This is a genomic window from Microvirga sp. RSM25 (genome assembly GCF_044784385.1).
In the GTDB taxonomy this organism is placed as follows: domain Bacteria; phylum Pseudomonadota; class Alphaproteobacteria; order Rhizobiales; family Beijerinckiaceae; genus Microvirga; species Microvirga tunisiensis.
The window spans coordinates 3249429-3266849 of the sequence record NZ_CP173039.1; the positions used below are offsets into that span (position 1 = coordinate 3249429).

At 61.8% G+C, this 17421-nt stretch carries 14 protein-coding genes; 7 read left to right on the top strand and 7 right to left on the bottom strand.

Going from position 1 to position 17421, the window contains the following annotated elements; all coding sequences use genetic code 11:
* Nucleotides 1-162 precede the first annotated feature (162 nt).
* Entirely contained in the window at nucleotides 163-1677 is a 1515-nt protein-coding gene (locus ACD578_RS15465) for a diguanylate cyclase (protein ID WP_404286328.1), read from the top strand.
* 634 nt (nucleotides 1678-2311) lie between these two features.
* On the opposite strand, the gene ACD578_RS15470 is transcribed toward ACD578_RS15465, so the two are convergent.
* From ACD578_RS15470 to ACD578_RS15485, 4 genes are all read right to left on the bottom strand, one after another.
* Nucleotides 2312-3985 (bottom strand): methyl-accepting chemotaxis protein, encoded by a 1674-nt coding sequence (locus tag ACD578_RS15470; RefSeq protein ID WP_404286330.1) that lies wholly within the window; start codon nucleotides 3983-3985, stop codon nucleotides 2312-2314.
* 653 nt (nucleotides 3986-4638) lie between these two features.
* Nucleotides 4639-5475, bottom strand: coding sequence for an LssY C-terminal domain-containing protein (locus ACD578_RS15475; RefSeq protein ID WP_404286332.1), 837 nt, complete (start codon nucleotides 5473-5475; stop codon nucleotides 4639-4641).
* 113 nt (nucleotides 5476-5588) lie between these two features.
* Nucleotides 5589-6221 (bottom strand): response regulator, encoded by a 633-nt coding sequence (locus ACD578_RS15480; RefSeq protein WP_404286334.1) that lies wholly within the window; start codon nucleotides 6219-6221, stop codon nucleotides 5589-5591.
* A 133-nt stretch (nucleotides 6222-6354) separates the two neighbouring features.
* On the bottom strand, nucleotides 6355-8100 hold the full coding sequence (locus tag ACD578_RS15485; protein ID WP_404286336.1) for a histidine kinase: 1746 nt from the start codon (nucleotides 8098-8100) through the stop codon (nucleotides 6355-6357).
* 271 nt (nucleotides 8101-8371) lie between these two features.
* Here ACD578_RS15485 and ACD578_RS15490 point away from each other — a divergent pair, with 271 nt between their 5' ends.
* The 5 genes from ACD578_RS15490 (at nucleotide 8372) to ACD578_RS15510 (ending at nucleotide 12833) form a co-directional block, all read left to right on the top strand.
* Nucleotides 8372-9358 (top strand): formylglycine-generating enzyme family protein, encoded by a 987-nt coding sequence (locus ACD578_RS15490; protein WP_404286338.1) that lies wholly within the window; start codon nucleotides 8372-8374, stop codon nucleotides 9356-9358.
* A gap of 104 nt (nucleotides 9359-9462) precedes the next feature.
* The gene (locus ACD578_RS15495) at nucleotides 9463-11064 is read left to right on the top strand and encodes an arylsulfatase (protein ID WP_404293890.1); all 1602 of its coding nucleotides are present in this window, start codon (nucleotides 9463-9465) and stop codon (nucleotides 11062-11064) included.
* A 146-nt stretch (nucleotides 11065-11210) separates the two neighbouring features.
* Complete coding sequence (locus ACD578_RS15500) at nucleotides 11211-11468, top strand: hypothetical protein (RefSeq protein ID WP_404286340.1); 258 nt, start codon at nucleotides 11211-11213, stop codon at nucleotides 11466-11468.
* A gap of 34 nt (nucleotides 11469-11502) precedes the next feature.
* Nucleotides 11503-11790, top strand: a complete 288-nt coding sequence (locus tag ACD578_RS15505) for a hypothetical protein (RefSeq protein ID WP_404286342.1) — start codon at nucleotides 11503-11505, stop codon at nucleotides 11788-11790.
* A gap of 50 nt (nucleotides 11791-11840) precedes the next feature.
* On the top strand, nucleotides 11841-12833 hold the full coding sequence (locus ACD578_RS15510; RefSeq protein ID WP_404286344.1) for an HAD family hydrolase: 993 nt from the start codon (nucleotides 11841-11843) through the stop codon (nucleotides 12831-12833).
* Between the two features lie 215 nt (nucleotides 12834-13048).
* Here the strand turns inward: ACD578_RS15510 and ACD578_RS15515 are convergent, their stop codons facing one another.
* The 3 genes from ACD578_RS15515 to ACD578_RS15525 all read right to left on the bottom strand — a co-directional run bounded on the left by ACD578_RS15515 (nucleotide 13049) and on the right by ACD578_RS15525 (nucleotide 15913).
* Nucleotides 13049-13525, bottom strand: coding sequence for a cyclophilin-like fold protein (locus tag ACD578_RS15515; RefSeq protein ID WP_404293892.1), 477 nt, complete (start codon nucleotides 13523-13525; stop codon nucleotides 13049-13051).
* Nucleotides 13522-14742, bottom strand: a complete 1221-nt coding sequence (locus ACD578_RS15520) for an MFS transporter (RefSeq protein WP_404286346.1) — start codon at nucleotides 14740-14742, stop codon at nucleotides 13522-13524. Before ACD578_RS15520 ends, ACD578_RS15515 begins: the two co-directional genes overlap by 4 nt.
* 91 nt (nucleotides 14743-14833) lie before the next feature.
* Nucleotides 14834-15913 (bottom strand): alpha/beta hydrolase, encoded by a 1080-nt coding sequence (locus ACD578_RS15525; RefSeq protein ID WP_404286348.1) that lies wholly within the window; start codon nucleotides 15911-15913, stop codon nucleotides 14834-14836.
* Between the two features lie 144 nt (nucleotides 15914-16057).
* Here ACD578_RS15525 and ACD578_RS15530 point away from each other — a divergent pair, with 144 nt between their 5' ends.
* Entirely contained in the window at nucleotides 16058-16951 is an 894-nt protein-coding gene (locus ACD578_RS15530) for a LysR family transcriptional regulator (protein ID WP_404286350.1), read from the top strand.
* Nucleotides 16952-17421: the final 470 nt, after the last annotated feature.

A 17421-nucleotide genomic window follows, 5' to 3' on the forward strand; every position in this document is an offset into this window, starting at 1 on the left:
TGAGATAATCGCAATGTTATTCCAGATAAAAGCTTTATTGTGAAGCTTACCGGCCAAGCTTGGGAAGCCACCACCCTATTCGATAGTCTCACCCATTCCACGATTGTGGAAATCCATTAGGATCGTCTAGAATATATTCTGTAAAGAGTCATGCGCCGCCGAATGAAACGTCTGTTCTCAGAAGTCTATTTACACCTGATTGCAGGCGTGATCGCCCTGGGCATTCTCGGGATTTCAGCACACACGTTGTGGATGGATCGCCAGAATACATGGCAGGAGGCCGAAAAGGCCTCACGCAATGTGCTAACCAGCATCGCCCACGATCTCGACGGCAATCTCGAACTCCTGGATCTCTCGCTGAAGGGGGCGATGGAGGGGCTGAGATATCTCGGCATTCAGCAGCTTCCTCCCGACCTTCAATACCGAATGCTCTTTGACCGTGCGGTTTCGGCCTCCTTCATGGGAACGTTGCTGCTTGTGGACGAGGTTGGCAATCTCATCGCCGACGCAGGTCCCGTCATCGCCTCGCGGTCGCTCAACGTTGCGGACCGCGAGTACTTCATTGCCCACAAAGAGAACAATCACATTGGCCTCTATGTCAGCCGCCCCTTTGCGAGTCGAACGCGGCATGGCGACCTCAGCATCGGAATCAGCCGGAGGCTTTCGGATTCAGCCGGGCGATTTGCAGGGGTCGTCATGGGATCGATGCCCCTGACCACGATCAATCAACTGTTCGACAATCTGAGCCTCGGTCAGCAGGGAGCAATCAATCTCTTCCGGAACGACGGCGTCCTGCTGACGCGCTATCCTTATGACGAGAGCCAAATCGATCAGGACTTGGGCGGCTCTCCGCATGTCCAGCGCCTCTTACAGAAGAATTCCGGCACGTTCGACTCGGTCTCCCCCATCGATGGCGTTCGACGCATCATCTCCTTCGAAAGGCTCGACAAGTATCCTCTCGTTCTCACCGTTGCGCTCTCCGTCGATGAGATCTTCTCCGCCTGGCAGCGAAAGGCTCTGGTCCTGAGCTTGGTGACATTGATCCTGTGCTGTGCGGTCGTCGGACTCACGATCCTGTTTCAGCGTGAATTGAAACGCCGCACAAGGGCGGAGACCAAGCTCCGGCGTATCGCGCGGACCGATGACCTGACGGGCCTGCCGAACAGACGGGCCTTCCGCGAGACCTTCGAGCGGGAGTGGCGGCAGGCCATTCGCTCCGGTTCGGTGTTGTCGCTGCTTTTTGTCGATGCCGACTACTTCAAGAGCTTCAACGATCGTTATGGACATGGACGAGGTGACGAGGTCCTCCGCGCGATCGCGAGCACGCTCGACACAAATATCCGCCGCCCACGCGATATTGCAGCCCGTTACGGCGGCGAGGAGTTTGCCGTAGTGCTACCGGAAACGGATCTTGCTGGCGCCCAATTGATTGCCGAGACCATTCGCCAGACCATCGTCGCCATGGGCATTGCGCATGAAGGCAGTCCCTATCATGTGGTAACGGCCAGCATCGGGATCGCCTCAGTCCAGCCGTCTCGCGGAAGCGAACGAGCCACTGTCCTCGAAACTGCAGACCAGGCGCTCTACCGGGCCAAGGCCGCAGGCCGAAACTGCGTTCGCAATTTCGAGGATGGCATCGGATCGCGTCAACAGCGGCACCCGCATGCCGCAGCCTGAGCGGTACCTTTGAATGGGCTGGATACATGGGCTCGCATGGATAAGGCGAAGCCCCTCGTCAGCAGTTCGGCTGCTCCAGAAGAGCCCGCTCCTGCAAAGCCTTTGGAAAAGACCTTAGATGAGCAGAGTTACAATTGCCGCATGACGAGAGCGGAACTGGGCTCATGCCAATGTCCTCTACAGGCGGATCGTACAGTTTTGTCTTGGGAAAGGGTAGCGGAGGGATACAAAACTAGAGACACTGCGATCGATCCCTCGGACGAATTCCCCACTCGCTCCGCCAGACTGATCTACGAGGCGACCAGATTCCTTCGTGAATAGATTGAATTGATCGAGCATTTGCCAGAGGGATCCTCAAACCCAGACGTGCCGGATACTTTGTACGGTGCGATACGAAACTATCCCTGTGGCTGCTGCCCTGTCCCTCGGACAGGGCATGGCAACAATAGCTCGCTCAGAGAACCTTGGCGAAAAATCTGCAGTCGAAATGCACGAAGTCATCATACTTGGACCCACTTCTGGGTCCGATGCTCCTTCTCGTCGCTGGTGCATGGCTCGGGGCGGAAAACCGGATCCGCTTTTCGCTGACGCGGCCCTCCGGGTCTGCACGATGGGCTAGAGCATACCTCCCGTTCTACGCGGCTTTTACGCCTGACAGGAAGTGCCCCACCTCCTGCCCCAGGCTGTCGGAATGGCGGGCTAGATCCTGAGCCGACGAGAGAACCTGGGCGGCCGCTGTGCCCGTCTCGCCCGCTCCCCGGCGAACTTCGCTGATGCTGCCAGTGACAAACTCAGTACCACGGGCGGCCTCCTGTACGTTCCGGGCTATCTCGGAGGTTGCCGCACCCTGCTCCTCCATGGCCGCGGCAATCGATACCGAGATCTGGGACATCTCGCCAATTGTGCTGGCGATCGCCTGAATGGCTTGAACCGCGTCCGTTGTCGCCTGCTGCACACTAGTAATCTGAGCCGAGATCTCGTCCGTTGCGCGGGAGGTTTGGCTCGCCAGCTCCTTCACCTCAGAGGCCACGACCGCAAAGCCCTTGCCGGCCTCACCGGCGCGTGCTGCCTCGATTGTAGCATTCAATGCCAGCAGGTTGGTCTGAGACGCAATGGTGCTGATGAGCTGGACCACATGACCAATCTTCTCAGCAGAAGCTGCAAGCATCTGCACGGTCTGATTGGTACGCTGGGCATCCATGACAGCCCGCTCGGCAACACGAGAGGATTGTGTCACCTGAGCGGCGATCTCACGGATCGAGATCGACAGTTCTTCCGTGGCCGCCGCCACCGTTTGCACGTTGGCCGAGGTCTGCTGGGCCGTTGAGGCAACGCCCACCGACTGCTGGGTCGTCTTGTCCGCCACAGAGGTCATGGATCGGGCCGTGTCCTCCAGCCCGTTCGCCGCCACCGAAAGACGCTGGACCAGGGCACCGACCTTCGTCTCGAAGCTCTGCGCCAACTCAGCCATCATTCGGCGCTTCTCGGCCTCGCTCTGCACGCGGGTGCGCTCCTGCTGGCCCCTGAGGTGTTCCATTTCTCGAGCATTGTCCCGGAACACCTCGACGGCCCTGGCCATTTCACCAATTTCGTCGCGGCGCCTTGCCCCGATCACGTCAACGTTGGTGTCTCCATCTGCCAGAGCCCTCATCGTCCTGGTCATGGCACCGATCGGCCGCAGGGCCCCGCGAAGCAGGTAGAGACAGAGGCCGATTGTTATCAGAAGAGATATCGTGGCGGCCGCTACATTCATCCAGCGGGTTATGGCAGCCAGCGCGCCAGCCTCCTGCTCCAGGCGCTCTGCCACCTCTCCGATCCGGCCGCTGATGGTCTCCATCGCATCTTCGAGCACATCAAATCTCTGTACAAAGTCAGGAAGCATACGCTCCGCCTCCCTCGTACTCTCAAAGGCCGCTTCAACGAGAGTCGAGGCGGCTTTCGCATAGGCTGCCAGCGGCTCCTCGACATCGGCGAGAGCGGTGCGGATATCAGGGCTGAGAGCAAGCCCCTTGTTCTCATCAATATTGCGTCGAAGCTGAGCCAAGTGATCGCGTAGGTCTTCCTCGACCTGCGAACGCGACGTCGGCTCGACCCGCGCCGCATGGAGGGCACGATAGACGTCGCCTCGCAGAGCATCGTGCATCATGTCTGCGTTGCCCTGATTGCGGGTTGCCTGCGCCAGGACCAGGTTTTGCGAGATGCCGTCCGTCAGAACTGCGTTGCTCCACACTGCACTGATGCCCGCCCCCAGGCCCACTGCGAGCATGAGACCAGTAATAATGATGAATTTAGCCCGTAACGACTGCATGATTCCCCCCACTTCCCCAAGGAATCATGTTCGAGTTGCTGTTAAAAAAGTCCTACGGCCACAGATTTCATCAAATATTCCGATCACATTGACGTATCGCTGCATTGAATTTCGGGCCAAATCGATTACCCGATCATAATACATTCGTAGTGGTTCGTGGGATATCCACAATACTGCCTCGTCCTCACAGTGTAAGGTCCTCACTGGGTCACAAGTGGACATATATCCATTCCCGAGCGTCGGATCAAAAACGGTAGGTTCCGAGGACAATCGCAAGGTCCGCTTTGTGCCGTTTCTAGACCTTCCAGCACACCGCTTAGGTTGCATGTAGTCGGTCGCAACGTTCGGCGCCGTCGCCCATGGATCCAGCGGGGTAGCATGCCCTCGTGCGATCGGCCGGGGCCGCAACGAGTCGCGCCGAACCTTCTGCCAGGAGAGATGAGCACGGTTGCCATGCGGTGATAATCCGCCCGAGCTTTCAGGAGCTGGCTGCCGAAATCAAATGGCGGCCTGCCCATATCGATTCCGGTTGGACAAGGCCAGGCTCTGCGCCCATGTCCGACCCAGGCTGCCGTTGGTCGGCGGAGATCATCAACGCCCGCGTCAGAACGTAATCCTTCTGAACCATCTTTTTCGAAGCGGCGCGAGCCGTGTCAATAGGCCTTGACCACAAGGCTCGCCAACGTCACTCGTCCGTCGGTCGTGTAGTGGTTAACATGTTCCGTGGCGAGACATTGGCCGGCCTGATACACTTTCACCGCCTCGATGGACCCAATGTTTTTCAACTCATCGATGATAAAGTCACGCTCGACATTCGTGTCCGAATCCGTGGCGTGGGTGATCTGAAACGTAAGATGGGTCAAGGACAGACCCGTGTCTCTCGTACCAGCCCCAACCCAGAGAACGCGTTCGTCGTCCGGTGGACGGTCGGTGTTCAGCCAGAAGCTTGCGGATCCCCCTGCCCAGGTGTCCTCGGCCCGCGCGAGGCTCAAGGACCAGAACCGAATGTGATGGCGCTTCCGAGGGCTGTTGTCGATTGCCTTCTGAAACCCGACATCCTGGCCGCGGCCGAACAGATAAAGGGTGCTGAACGGGGCCGTTGGATAGGGTGCGTTGAACACGAACGCCCGGATCATGCCCCAGGAGCTGGCCGGGCCCAGCCGGTCCGCCTCTGACCAGCCGAGGGCTGCAAAGGCCGCGCGAAGTTGTGCGAGCGTTCCTACGAGCGCCACGTTGACGGGATCACCCGGCAACCCATCGCCTGTTGACGTGAAGCTGGGCACCCGTTTCTGGTGGAGAAGCTTGAGGCCTATACGAATAATCCGCGGGAGGATGACATAGGCGGCGATTGCGTAGGTGAGGCCCACAGCCAGAATCCATGGCAGCCTTTGGTCCGCAGTGTCGAAGACCACGAAGACTATCAACCAGACAGAAAGAACGCCCAATCCAAGAATCACGAGGCGTTGCAAGAAGCGGTTTAGCAATCTCATGATCCAGGCTCCATCACGATGGGCGCACCGGTGAGCTGAGAATCGTTCAACCCCCGCTCGGCTATTCAGGCCGCGACGCTGTGCGCTGGCAGGCCTCGGCTATGGCTTCGACATCAGCCCTCCACGAGCTTGTTGCGGACGGCGTAGCGGATCAGCGCGGCAGTCGTGTCGAGGTTGAGCTTGCGCAAGGCCAGGGCGCGATGGGTCTCGACGGTCTTGGTGCTGATGCTGAGGATGTCGGCGATCTGCTTGTTGGTCCGGCCTTCGGCGATCAGCTGCACGACGGCCTTCTCACGGGCAGTCAGCACCGACTCGTGCGTGCATCCCTTCGCCAGATAGGTCTCCAGCAAGGTTTCGGAGACTTTGCCGGTGAAGAACGGCTTGTGCGCGACAAGGCTCTCCACCGCCGCGACCAGAAACTGCCGGGCGTCGGATTTGAGCAGGAAGCCGCGTGCCCCTGCTTCGAGCACGTCCCGGACCAGGCTATCCGTGTCGTGCATGGTGAAGATCAGGATTTCGACACCGGGAACGCGGGCCTTGATCTGCCGAGTGGCCTCGACGCCATTCACCAGCGGCAGACCGTAATCGAGGATGACGATGTCGGGCCGGGTGGCCAGGGCCTGATCGACGGTCTGCTTGCCGTCTGTCGCCTCGCCGACAACTTCCCAGCCTTCATGCGCCTCCAGGATGGTCCGGACGCCGGAGCGGACCACGTCATGATCGTCCGCGATCAGGATGCGCGTCATTGTGAACCTTCCTTCGGCGACCCGATGCCTGCGGCCGCTCCGGTGAGCCCGAGTCCCACCGCAGGATACACCTTCCGGCAGCCGGACCCACCTGCGCAAAACCCTGAAACCGTCGGAGGCAGACCCTGAAATGTCAGGAAAGGGTCCTGCCGTTTGCCTTGGGCAAGTGTGCCTGCCATGGCATTCGCAGGCGGCCGGCGCTTTGCGGGACTTGTCTAGTCCGGATGACCGGGGTCATTGCGACGACGCAGGTGCCGACGCGACCCGTCCGGATCTTCAGGCTGCCGCCGAACTGCTCCATGCGGGCCCGCATGCCCGCAACCCCGACGCCGAGCCGGATCGGACCATCCGGCCGGGCCGGGCCTCCTATCCCGTGCCCGTTGTCACGGATGCGGACCACCAGCCGACCGGACCGGATCCGAGCGTTGACCGACACGTGCGAGGCATCGGCATGCCGATGCACGTTGGTGAGCGCCTCCTGCACCACGCGCAGGATCGCCCGCTGGAGCTCCGGCGGCAGATCATCGACTTCCTCCGGAATCCGAATCCGCGCGACGAGCCCTGTGCGCCCGGCAAAGCCCTCGGCAAAATCCCGCAATGTGGCCTGGAGGCCGTCCTTCGCCAGGTTCGGCGGATGCAGCAGATAGGTGAAGATGCGCAGTTCCCTGAGTGCCTCGGTCAGTAGGCTTTCGATTTCCGCAAACGCGGAGCGGGATGCCGGAGTGGCCACAACCGTTCCCTCGAGACTGGCGAGCCCGAGGTTCGCGGCCACGAGATGCTGCGCCGTCGAGTCATGCAGCTCGCGGGCGATGCGCTGCCGCTCCTCCTCTTGGAGTGCGAGCAGTTGCCCGGACAATTCGCTGACCTTGTTGTTTGCTCCCGTGACCTGATCCGACAGTGTCCGGAGCGGCTGCTCGAGTTGACGGGCAGTGAACCAGGCGGCAAGCCCACCAGCCAACAGGAGGAGAGATCCAGGTCCGGCCATCTGCCACAATGCGGCGGTGACCGGTGCATTGAGATCCGCAAGCGGCACCGTGACCGCCGTCGTCCAGTTCGTCGCCCCCGAGCGGCGGAAGGTGACCAGAACGGGCAGCCCGTGCTCATCCGTGGCCTCGACCGTTCCCGTGATCGTGCTGTCCGGCCCGGCATCGGCAAGGCGGGCGGCCAATGCTGCGGGGGCCGGCAAGTCGGACCCTTTGCGACCGTCCCTGTCGGCCACGATCGGCTGGAACTTGCGGTCGTAGAGACCCTTCACCCAGCCGGTCGGCAGCGTCTGGTCATCGAGGATCGTGCCGAGCCGCGCCTCCCCCAGGATGATCGTGAGATGGCCGTTCATCCGACCCTCGGGATCGTCGAGCCGGAGGCTGAGGGCCACGACGATGCTGCCCTTCAAGGGAGCCAGCATCCGGCCGGAGACGGCCCATCTCCGGTCCCGGATCCGCTCAAATGCCTCGCGGTAGTTCGGGAAGTCGACGTGCCGCGGCAGCGGTGATCCAAACGGTCGCAGGGTGTTGGCGACCTGCCCGGCGAGGTCGTTGAGAACCAGCCAGGAGCCTTCCGGCACTGGGGTCGCCTTGAGCTGGTCGTAGAAGGTCTTGGTATCGCCTGAGAGGAGCGCGGGGGATTTGGACAGACCCTTGAGCAGATAATTGACTGCCGCCACCTCCTGATCGAAGCCAAAGGAGAGCGCCTTCGCAGCCTCCAGGGCACGTTGCTCGATCGCGCGCCGCTCGTCGGCCGCGTGGGAGTGCAACAGGGCCGCGGCGACGAGGCATGCGGCAACCGTGATGACCATGAAGATCAGGGCGATCCGCCGCCGCAGGCGGGGTGGCATGCCCGAGAAAGATCGCGAAACCACCGGAACGGTGCCATTGCTCATGAGGGCGGTCTCCGGCCGCAAAGGCGACGCAACGGGACCGGGGTCGCGACGGGAGCCCTCGTCCAATAAATCTAAGTTAAACCCTGAGGCCACTCGCTGTCGACCGGGACGGCATGGACGCGCAGGCCGGCAGATCGACCCCGTATCTCGGCTGAAGATGTTAGCGGCCACAAATCAGGGTTTGCCCTCATCAAGTTCAGGGTAGACCCTAATAGCCTGAGGATCGGGTCTTGGATGATACTGCGGGCCTGCCAGGACGGGAGCAACGCCCATGTCGCAGGCCACACTCCGGCATGATCAGGATCCCGAGCCAAAGGATCATTCATATGCCGGCATGATCCGGATCCCCGGCGGCACGTTCCGCATGGGTTCGGACAAGCACTATCCCGAAGAGGCACCGGTCCATCGCGTGACCGTCGACGGCTTCTGGCTCGACCGGACGCCGGTCACCAATCGCCAGTTCCGGGACTTCGTCCGCGCCACCGGGCATGTCACCGTCGCCGAGAAGCAACCCGATCCCAAGGACTATCCCGGCGCCCTGCCGCAGATGCTGTATAAGGGCTCGCTCGTCTTCACGCCACCGGATCATCCCGTCGACCTGCGCCTGTGGGGCCAGTGGTGGACTCTGCTCAAGGGCGCCGACTGGCGCCATCCTTACGGCCCGAAGAGCAGCATCAACGGCCTCGACAATCATCCTGTCGTGCACGTGGCCTACACGGATGCGCTCGCCTATGCCCGTTGGGCCGGCAAGGACTTGCCGACGGAGGCTGAATGGGAGTTCGCTGCCCGTGGCGGGCTCGACGGCGCCGAGTTCGCCTGGGGCGACGAGTTCACGCCGGACGGGCGCCAGATGGCCAACACCTGGCAGGGCGCCTTCCCGTTCCAGAACAAGTGTGAGGACGGTTTTGAGCGTACCTCCCCCGTCACTGCCTTCCCGCCCAACGGCTACGGCCTCCATGACATGATCGGCAACGTCTGGGAGTGGACCAGCGACTTCTATGTGCCGAAGCATCCCGCCGACGCTCCCAAGGTCTGCTGCATTCCCGAGAACCCGCGCGGCGGCCGCGAAGACCAGAGCTACGCGCCCTGCGAGCCAGGGATCAGGATTCCGCGCCGGGTGCTCAAGGGCGGCTCGCATCTGTGCGCGCCCAACTACTGCCGCCGCTACCGTCCGGCAGCGCGTCACCCGCAGCCGGTCGACACCTCGACGAGCCATGTCGGCTTCCGCTGCATCATCAGAGAGAGGAAGATCCCATGACCAGTGATCGTGCGTCCTCACAAGCACCCGGCGGACGATGCCGCGCCCGGCCCATGCGGACGCGGGCCGCGCTGATCGGGGCCACGGCCCTGGTCTCGGCGACGATGGCCGTTCCGGCCTTCGCCCAAGCCCCGCAGCAGAAGCCCAATATCGTGCTGATCGTCTCGGACGATACGGGATATGGCGATCTCGGTCCCTACGGCGGCGGCCCGGGACGCGGCATGCCCACGCCCAACATCGATCGTCTCTCACAAGAGGGCATGACCTTCTTCTCGTTCTATGCCCAGCCGAGCTGCACCCCGGGGCGTGCTGCGATGCAGACCGGGCGGATCCCGAACCGCAGCGGCATGACCACCGTGGCGTTCCAGGGCCAGGGCGGCGGCCTGCCGGCGGCCGAGTGGACCTTGGGCTCCGTGCTCAAGCAGGGAGGCTATCGCACCTTCTTCACCGGCAAGTGGCACCTGGGCGAGGCCGACTACGCCCTGCCCAACGCGCAGGGCTATGACGAGATGAAGTATTGCGGCCTCTATCACCTCAACGCCTACACCTACGCTGATCCGACCTGGTTCCCGGACATGCCTCCGGAGCTGCGTGCGATGTTCCAGAAGGTGACCAAGGGCGCGTTGTCGGGCAATGCCGGGCAGCCGGTGCGGGAGGAGTTCAAGGTCAACGGCCAGTACGTCAACACGCCCGTCATCGACGGCAAGGAGGGCGTCGTCGGAATCCCGTTCTTCGACGAATACGTCGAAAAGGCCTCGCTCGATTATCTCGACCGCGCGGCGCAATCGCGCGAGCCGTTCTTCATGAGCATCAACTTCATGAAGGTGCACCAGCCCAACATGCCGGCGCCGGAATACGAGCACAAATCGCTGTCCAAGAGCAAATACGCCGACTCGGTCGTCGAACTCGACGCCCGAATCGGACGCATCATGGACAAGATCCGGCAGGTTGGCGGCAACAACACGCTCGTGTTCTACACCACCGACAATGGTGCCTGGCAGGACGTGTACCCGGATGCCGGCTATACCCCATTCCGCGGCACCAAGGGCACCCTGCGCGAGGGCGGCAACCGCGTGCCGGCGATGGCATGGTGGCCCGGCAGGATCGCACCCGATACCAAGAACCATGAGATCCTCGGCGGCCTCGACCTCATGGCGACGTTCGCGTCGGTCGCGGGCACGAAGCTGCCCGAGAACGACCGTGAAGGCCAGCCGATCTTCTTCGACAGTCAAGACATGACGCCGGTGCTGTTCGGGACAGGTCCCTCGCCGCGGAAGTCGTGGTTCTATTTCACCGAGAACGAGCTGTCGCCCGGTGCGATCCGCGTCAATAACTACAAGTTCCTGTTCAACCTGCGCGGCGACGACGGCGCCAGCACCGGTGGCCTCGCTGTCGACACCAATCTCGGATGGAAGGGGGCGACCAAGTACGTTGCCACCGTGCCGCAGGTCTTTGACCTCTGGCAGGATCCGCAGGAGCGCTACGACATCTTCATGAACAACTTCACCGAACGCACATGGATGGGTGTGGTCATGGAGGAAGAGCTCAAGAAGATCATGGCCACTTACGTGAAATACCCTCCGCGCAAGGTGCAGAGCTACGGCTACACCGGCCCGATCACGCTCTCGGACTACGAGCGCGTGCAGTCCGTCCGGGAGATGCTTGCCAAGGAAGGCGTCAACGTGCCGATGCCGACCGGCAACTGATGTGACTGGGGAGGACCGTGCCTCACATGGTCCTCCCCGCAATGCGACCGAGCGGAGGAGGTTCGGTTGGGAGATTGGTTCGGCTCGACGCTCCCGTGCCGGTCCCATGCGACAAGGCGGGCCGTTCGCCAGCAGGAGGATTGACTATGCAACGTGTCATTTTGCTTGCCGCCCTCTCGTGCTTGGTGACCGTTACACCGGGCTGGGCCCAGAACCAGGATCCGATGCCCGCACCACGCAGGGATGAGATCACGATCCCGTCGGAAAGGACCCTCGAGCGGGATGCGGTGACGTCGTCCAGGAACGATTTCTCTACGAACGATTCGACCGCCACCCGCCAGATGGAGCGGCAAAACCAGCAGATCGACCGCAAGATCATGAAAGGCATCTGCACGGATTGCTGAGGGAAAATTCAGTCTGAAATCCGAGGAGGAAACGATGATGAGAAGCGTACTGACATTCCTTGCTCTCGGCTTAATGATCGCGGCAGCCACGGCGCAGGTCGGCCCGCCAACCTCCCAGCGAACCTGCGGGGCCAACCGCCAGCTTGTCATGCGGGATGGCGCGGTCGTCCTCGACACCGGGCCGATGACCTACGCCCGCTTCGTCAGGAGCGGCGCGGAATGCACGGTCGATCAGTTCCCCGAGCCGGCATGGGTGCCAAGCTCGAACAACCCCCAATGCTTCATCGGCTACCGGTGCAAGGACGGGTCCGACGATTCCTGACGCTGTGCTGGCACACGTTCACTGGACGGAAACTTCAACGGGAGGCACACATGCGCATTCGCCTGTCCTGGCTTGGCACCATGGCCCTGCTCGCAATCTGGATCTCGGTTGCCTTCGCCCAGACCGACCCGCTGCCCTCGTGGAACGACGGTCCGGCGAAACAGGCGATCGTCGCCTTCGTCACCGACGTGACCCGGGAAGGATCCCCCGACTTCGTTCCGCCGCCGGAGCGGATCGCCACGTTCGACAATGACGGGACGCTGTGGATCGAGCAGCCGATCTACGTGCAGTTCGCCTACGCGCTCGACCGGGTCAAGGCGCTGGCGCCGCAGCATCCGGAATGGAAGGACACGCAGCCCTTCAAGGCGGTGCTCGACGCCGACATGACGGCACTTGCCGCCACCGGGGAGAAAGGGGCCGTCGAGATCGTCGCCACGACCCATGCCGGCATGACGCCGGAGGAGTTCCGGCAAGGCGTCAAGGAATGGCTCGCGACCGCCAAGCACCCGCGCTTCGGCCGCCGCTACGACGAGCTCGTGTACCAGCCCATGCTGGAAGTCTTGGCCTACCTGCGCGCCAACGGGTTCAAGACCTACATCGCGTCCGGCGGGGGAGCCGAATTCATCCGGGCTTTCGCCGAAGAGCGCTACGGCATCCCGCCGGAGCAGATCATCGGCTCCCGCATCGTCACGAAGTACGAGCGCCGTGATGGCCGGCCGACGCTGTTTCGCCTGCCCCAGGTCGACTTCGTGGATGACGGTCCCGGCAAGCCCGTCGGCATCAACCAGGCGATCGGCCGCCGGCCGATCGCCGCCTTCGGGAACTCCGACGGCGATCTCGAGATGCTGCAATGGACCACCGAGGCGGGCAAACGCAGGCTTGGTCTTGTGGTGCATCACACCGATGCGGAGCGGGAATACGCCTACGATCGCCAATCGAAGGTCGGCCACCTCGACAAGGCGCTCGAGGCCGCAACGGAGGATCGCTGGACCGTCGTCGACATGACACGGGACTGGAAGACCATCTTCCCGGTCGGACCTTAGTGTCTGAAGATCGGGACCGACAGCCGAAAGGCCGATACGGACGCGTCGATCCTTAACGTCTGGCCAGCACAAGACAGCTATCAATGCTGACCGAATGGTGAGCCGGTATCCGATTGAACTTTGAGGGCAATGTCGAAGAAAGTCCGATGCGCTACACCGCTGTCCTGACAGTCTTGGCCACTACCGCTCTACCGATCCTCGCCGCCAAGGTTTGTTCAGGGAATGCGCTCGATCCTGAGCGGGAATTTCCCCCGCGTGAGCAAGGGCTCGAAGCTACTCTCGAAGCGGCCGAGGCGGATCACCCCTTCCGAATAGTGGTAGCTCCCATAATACATCGCGAGATTGCCCCATGGAGCGAAATATCCGAAGTCGCCGGGCGCCGCGTCGTCAAATGCCCTGCTTCCCTGTTCGGTCAGCTTGCGCGGCAGATAGGCGATCTTTTCGTTGCTGCCGTGGTCATCGATCATCAAGTCGAGCGGCAGCAGGGATAGAAAATCTCGCGCTGACGGATTGTCGTGGAGGGTGACGATCAGATCCTGATTGTTAAAGATCAATTTGATCCTCATGTGGGTTGATTCCTGACGTGTTGGATCGTTCCTTTGTTGCGAGAAGGATAGCCTCGGCAGGGCAACGCTCGCAGCCATCGCACCGAGGAGAGCACGGCGAAGCGGCGAGAAGGACCGACTTGTCATGGCAAGCACTCCTTCAGTGATTGGCTCCGTCCGGAGATATCCGATCGAACCCGGTAGGCACAAAGACCCGCAACGGCAGCACCCATCACGAGAACGAGCGCACTGAACGCAAAGGTTGCTTGATATCCCTCGTGGTCGAACAGCAAGCCGCCGGACGCCGCACCAAGCGCTATCGCGAGTTGCACCACGGCAACCATAAGGCCGCCACCCGCTTCGGCATCATCGGGAAGCGCCTTGCTCAGCCAGGTCCACCAGCCAACCGGTGCCGCCGTACCGATCAGCCCCCACATCGCAAGCAGTGACGTCGTCGCGAACGGTGAATGACCGAGCAGGGTCAGGGTACCTCCGATGACTGCCATGAGCAGCGGCAGGACGATCAGCAGGCTGAAGAGCCGCGTCTTGAGCAGGAGCCCGATCAGGTAGGTCCCGACCACGCCGGCCCCGCCGATGACGAGAAGGATCAGAGAGAGCATCGACGTGTTCACCCCGGTCACCGTCTCGAGGAAGGGGCGCAGGTAGGTCTGAAGGACGAATTGGCCCATGAAGAGTAATGAGACTGCCACCATGCCAAGCGGAACGGTGCGGCGGCGCAGGACGCGGAAGACGGTCCCGCTTCTCGCTGTGTTCGCCGGCATCGACGGCAGGCTGACGAAAAGCCAGACGAGCGTCATGGCCGCGAGCGGCACGACAGCGAAAAAGGCACCCCGCCAGCCGATGTACTGGCCGAGGAAGCTCCCTAGCGGCGCCGCGATCGTGGCCGCAAGCGCGTTGCCGCCATTCAGCAGGCCAAGCGCGCGAGGCACCTGGGATTCCGGCACCAAGCGCATGACCATCGCCGCAGACATCGACCAGAACCCGCCGATCACGACACCGACGAGCGCCCGGCCCGCCATGAAGACGGCGGTGTTCGGCGCGAAGGCGACCATCATGCCCGAGAGGATCATCAGCAGCGTGAGACCCAGCAGCACCGTGCGGCGGTCGATGCCGCGCGTGAGACTGGAGATCGAGAGACTGGTCAGGACAGCGAACAGCCCCGAGACGGCGATTGCCTGTCCGGCAGTTCCCTCGCTCACATTGAGGTCGGCAGCGATGGGGGTCAGGAGGCTGACTGGCATGAATTCCGAGGCGATCAGCGTGGCCACACAGAGCGTCAGCGCAAAGACGGCGCCCCAGGAGGCATTCTCTGGGCTCATCGCCGTGGTGTCTGCGTGCTTCATAATTGGTCCTTGTTCTTGTTGAACAGCACGCCCGGCGCGCCTGCCGGGTGCCGGACGTGCTACGATGGGAGTGTTGGTGTCGGTTGAGCGCTTACGAGCTCAGGTTGCCGCGAAAGAAGTCGGTCAGCTTGCCGAACGGGATCAGGTTCACTCGGTCGTAAAGGTCGACATGGCCCGCATTCGGCACGATGAAGAGTTCCTTCGGCTCGCCCGCGCGCTTGTAGGCGTCCTCGCTGAATTCCCGGGAGTGCGCCTTGTCGCCCGTGATGAAGAGCATCGGCCGCGGTGAGATCGTCTCGATGTCGTTGAACGGGTAGAAGTTCATGAATTTCACCGCGCTGCTCAACGTCGGCTTCGTCGTCAATTGCGCCTGCTGCCCCTTCGGGGTGTAGGCGCCTCTCGAAGTCCGGTAGAAATCGTAGAACTCGCGCTGGATCGGATCGGTGCTCTCGGTGAGTTCGTTGACCGTGCCCGGAATGTACTGCGTCTCGCCGCCGGCGAATTCGACTAGGCGCTGAGCCGTTGCCTTCTGTATGAAGTCGTTGCGCTGTTCCAACGTCACCGCCTGCTTCAGTCCGTTCCGGAAGGCAGCGCCCATGTCGTACATGCTGACGGTTGCGATGGCCTTCATGCGCGGATCGATCTTGGCCGCGCTGATGACGAAGCTGCCGCTGCCACAAATGCCGAGCGCACCGATTCGCTCCTGGTCGACGAAGGACTGCGTGCTCAGGAAATCGACGGCGGCGCTGAAATCGTCGGAATAGATGTCCGGGGCCACGAGGTGACCGGGCGTGCCCTCGCTCTCGCCCCAGAAGGACAGGTCGATGGAGAGCGTCACGAACCCCTGCTCGGCCATCTTGGTGGCATAGAGATCGGCGCTCTGCTCCTTCACCGCGCCCATGGGATGCCCGACGATGATCGCGGCCAACTTGGCGTTCGGCTGCATGTCCTTGGGCGTGAAGAGATGACCTGCCACCTTCATGTTGTACTGGTTGCGGAAGGTCACGCTCCTCACGTCGACCCGTTCGCTCTTGTAGAAGTTGGCAGCACCATTCGACATGTCCTGAGCCAATGCCGGAGAGGCGCTGACAACGAAGCCGGAGACGGATCCCAGCATGATAGCGAGGCTTAAGGCGAATTCCTTCATCTCATTGTCCTTCTTGAATCCCATAGGGCTGATCCGTCCGGGGTGAGTTCACCAGCACGGATACGGCTCAGGCCAAGCACGTTGCTTGGCGCATAATTCAATTTAACGGCTGCGCACTCATAGGATTAGATGCTATATCGATCTTGAGCCTATAAGCAGAGGTTATGAATGTTTCGGGAGAACGTCAGCGATCTGGTCGCGTTCATCACCGTCGCGCGCGAGGGCAGTTTCACCCGGGCTGCGGTCCGGCTCGGCGTCTCGCAGCCGGCCCTGAGCCAGGCCATGAGGGGGCTCGAGGAGCGGCTGGGGCTGCGGCTTCTGAACCGCACCACCCGCAGCGTCGCGCCCACCGAGGCCGGCGAGCGCCTTCTTCGCAGCATCGAGCCACAATTCGCGCAGATCGAAGGTAGCCTCTTGGCGCTCACGGAGCTGCGGGACAAGCCGTCAGGCATCGTTCGCATCACGTCGACCCAGCACGCCGCCGAGACCTTGCTCTGGCAGAAGCTATCAAAGCTGATGCGCGAATATCCCGACATCACAGTCGAACTCGTGACTGACGAGGGCCTCACCGACATCGTGAGCGCACGTTTCGATGCCGGTGTCCGGGTGGGCGAGTTCGTCGAGAAGGACATGATCGCGGTGCGGATCGGTCCGGAAATGCGGCAGGCGATCGTCGGAACGCCGGACTACTTCAAGACGCATCCTGTGCCAAAGCGTCCGGAAGACCTCACCAATCACCGCTGCATCAACCTGCGACGGGTCACGCGAGGTGGGTATTTTCCCTGGGAGTTCGAGAAGCGCGGACGCGAAATCAACGTGCGCGTCGAGGGGCAGGTTGCTGTCAACAGCCTGGAGCTCGCACGCAGTGCCGTGTTGGACGGGCTTGGGCTGGCTTACCTGCCCGAGGACCTCGTCGAAGAGCAGATTGCGAAAAAGCGGCTCGTACGAGTACTGGAAGATTGGTGCGAACCATACCCGGGCTACCACCTCTATTACCCAAGCAGCCGTCAACATGCCCCCGCTTTTGCTGTCGTGCTGGAAGCACTTCGCTTTCGCGGCTGAATGCAGCAAACCCTCGGCCTGTAGGCTGTAGTGGCAGCTGTGCGCTATTCCATGAAATGCCCGCTTCGGGCTAAACAATGAAATTCGCCGACCTTGAGTAACGTCCGGTTAGGTGAGGATTGCTGCCTTCGGGCTTACGTCTCAGAAGTGCCAGCTCCGGACCTTTACGAGGGATTTGCTGACGAGCCGTTCTCGAGGGAAAGCCTGAGCGAGTGGCTCACGTTCGCGGGCTTGTCGCAGCAGGGCATGTTCGCATTGGTGCTCCGGCAGCGTCCATTGATCCAAGACTGTCGCGAATACGATGCACGCGTCGCGCTCCCGACGAAGATTGACAGCCAGACACACCCTCTCGCCGAAGGAGTATGTCCACGATCGCGCTACCAACCCTGCTGGTATACTGAACCAGCTTTGGGTCGTCGGGAACGGTGAGCACATTCCCTGGCCGGATGGCTTTGATCCCTCCCAAGCCG

Bases quoted from the DNA above. Each gene is read 5' to 3' on its own strand.
- ACD578_RS15490 (WP_404286338.1), top strand. From the start codon at position 8,372: ATGTCGCAGGCCACACTCCGGCATGATCAGGATCCCGAGCCAAAGGAT.
- ACD578_RS15475 (WP_404286332.1), bottom strand. From the start codon at position 5,475: ATGAGATTGCTAAACCGCTTCTTGCAACGCCTCGTGATTCTTGGATTG.
- ACD578_RS15470 (WP_404286330.1), bottom strand. From the start codon at position 3,985: ATGCAGTCGTTACGGGCTAAATTCATCATTATTACTGGTCTCATGCTC.
- ACD578_RS15505 (WP_404286342.1), top strand. From the start codon at position 11,503: ATGATGAGAAGCGTACTGACATTCCTTGCTCTCGGCTTAATGATCGCG.
- ACD578_RS15465 (WP_404286328.1), top strand. From the start codon at position 163: ATGAAACGTCTGTTCTCAGAAGTCTATTTACACCTGATTGCAGGCGTG.
- ACD578_RS15525 (WP_404286348.1), bottom strand. From the start codon at position 15,913: ATGGGATTCAAGAAGGACAATGAGATGAAGGAATTCGCCTTAAGCCTC.
- ACD578_RS15510 (WP_404286344.1), top strand. From the start codon at position 11,841: ATGCGCATTCGCCTGTCCTGGCTTGGCACCATGGCCCTGCTCGCAATC.
- ACD578_RS15480 (WP_404286334.1), bottom strand. From the start codon at position 6,221: ATGACGCGCATCCTGATCGCGGACGATCATGACGTGGTCCGCTCCGGC.
- ACD578_RS15500 (WP_404286340.1), top strand. From the start codon at position 11,211: ATGCAACGTGTCATTTTGCTTGCCGCCCTCTCGTGCTTGGTGACCGTT.
- ACD578_RS15520 (WP_404286346.1), bottom strand. From the start codon at position 14,742: ATGAAGCACGCAGACACCACGGCGATGAGCCCAGAGAATGCCTCCTGG.
- ACD578_RS15515 (WP_404293892.1), bottom strand. From the start codon at position 13,525: ATGACAAGTCGGTCCTTCTCGCCGCTTCGCCGTGCTCTCCTCGGTGCG.
- ACD578_RS15530 (WP_404286350.1), top strand. From the start codon at position 16,058: ATGTTTCGGGAGAACGTCAGCGATCTGGTCGCGTTCATCACCGTCGCG.
- ACD578_RS15485 (WP_404286336.1), bottom strand. From the start codon at position 8,100: ATGAGCAATGGCACCGTTCCGGTGGTTTCGCGATCTTTCTCGGGCATG.
- ACD578_RS15495 (WP_404293890.1), top strand. From the start codon at position 9,463: ATGGCCGTTCCGGCCTTCGCCCAAGCCCCGCAGCAGAAGCCCAATATC.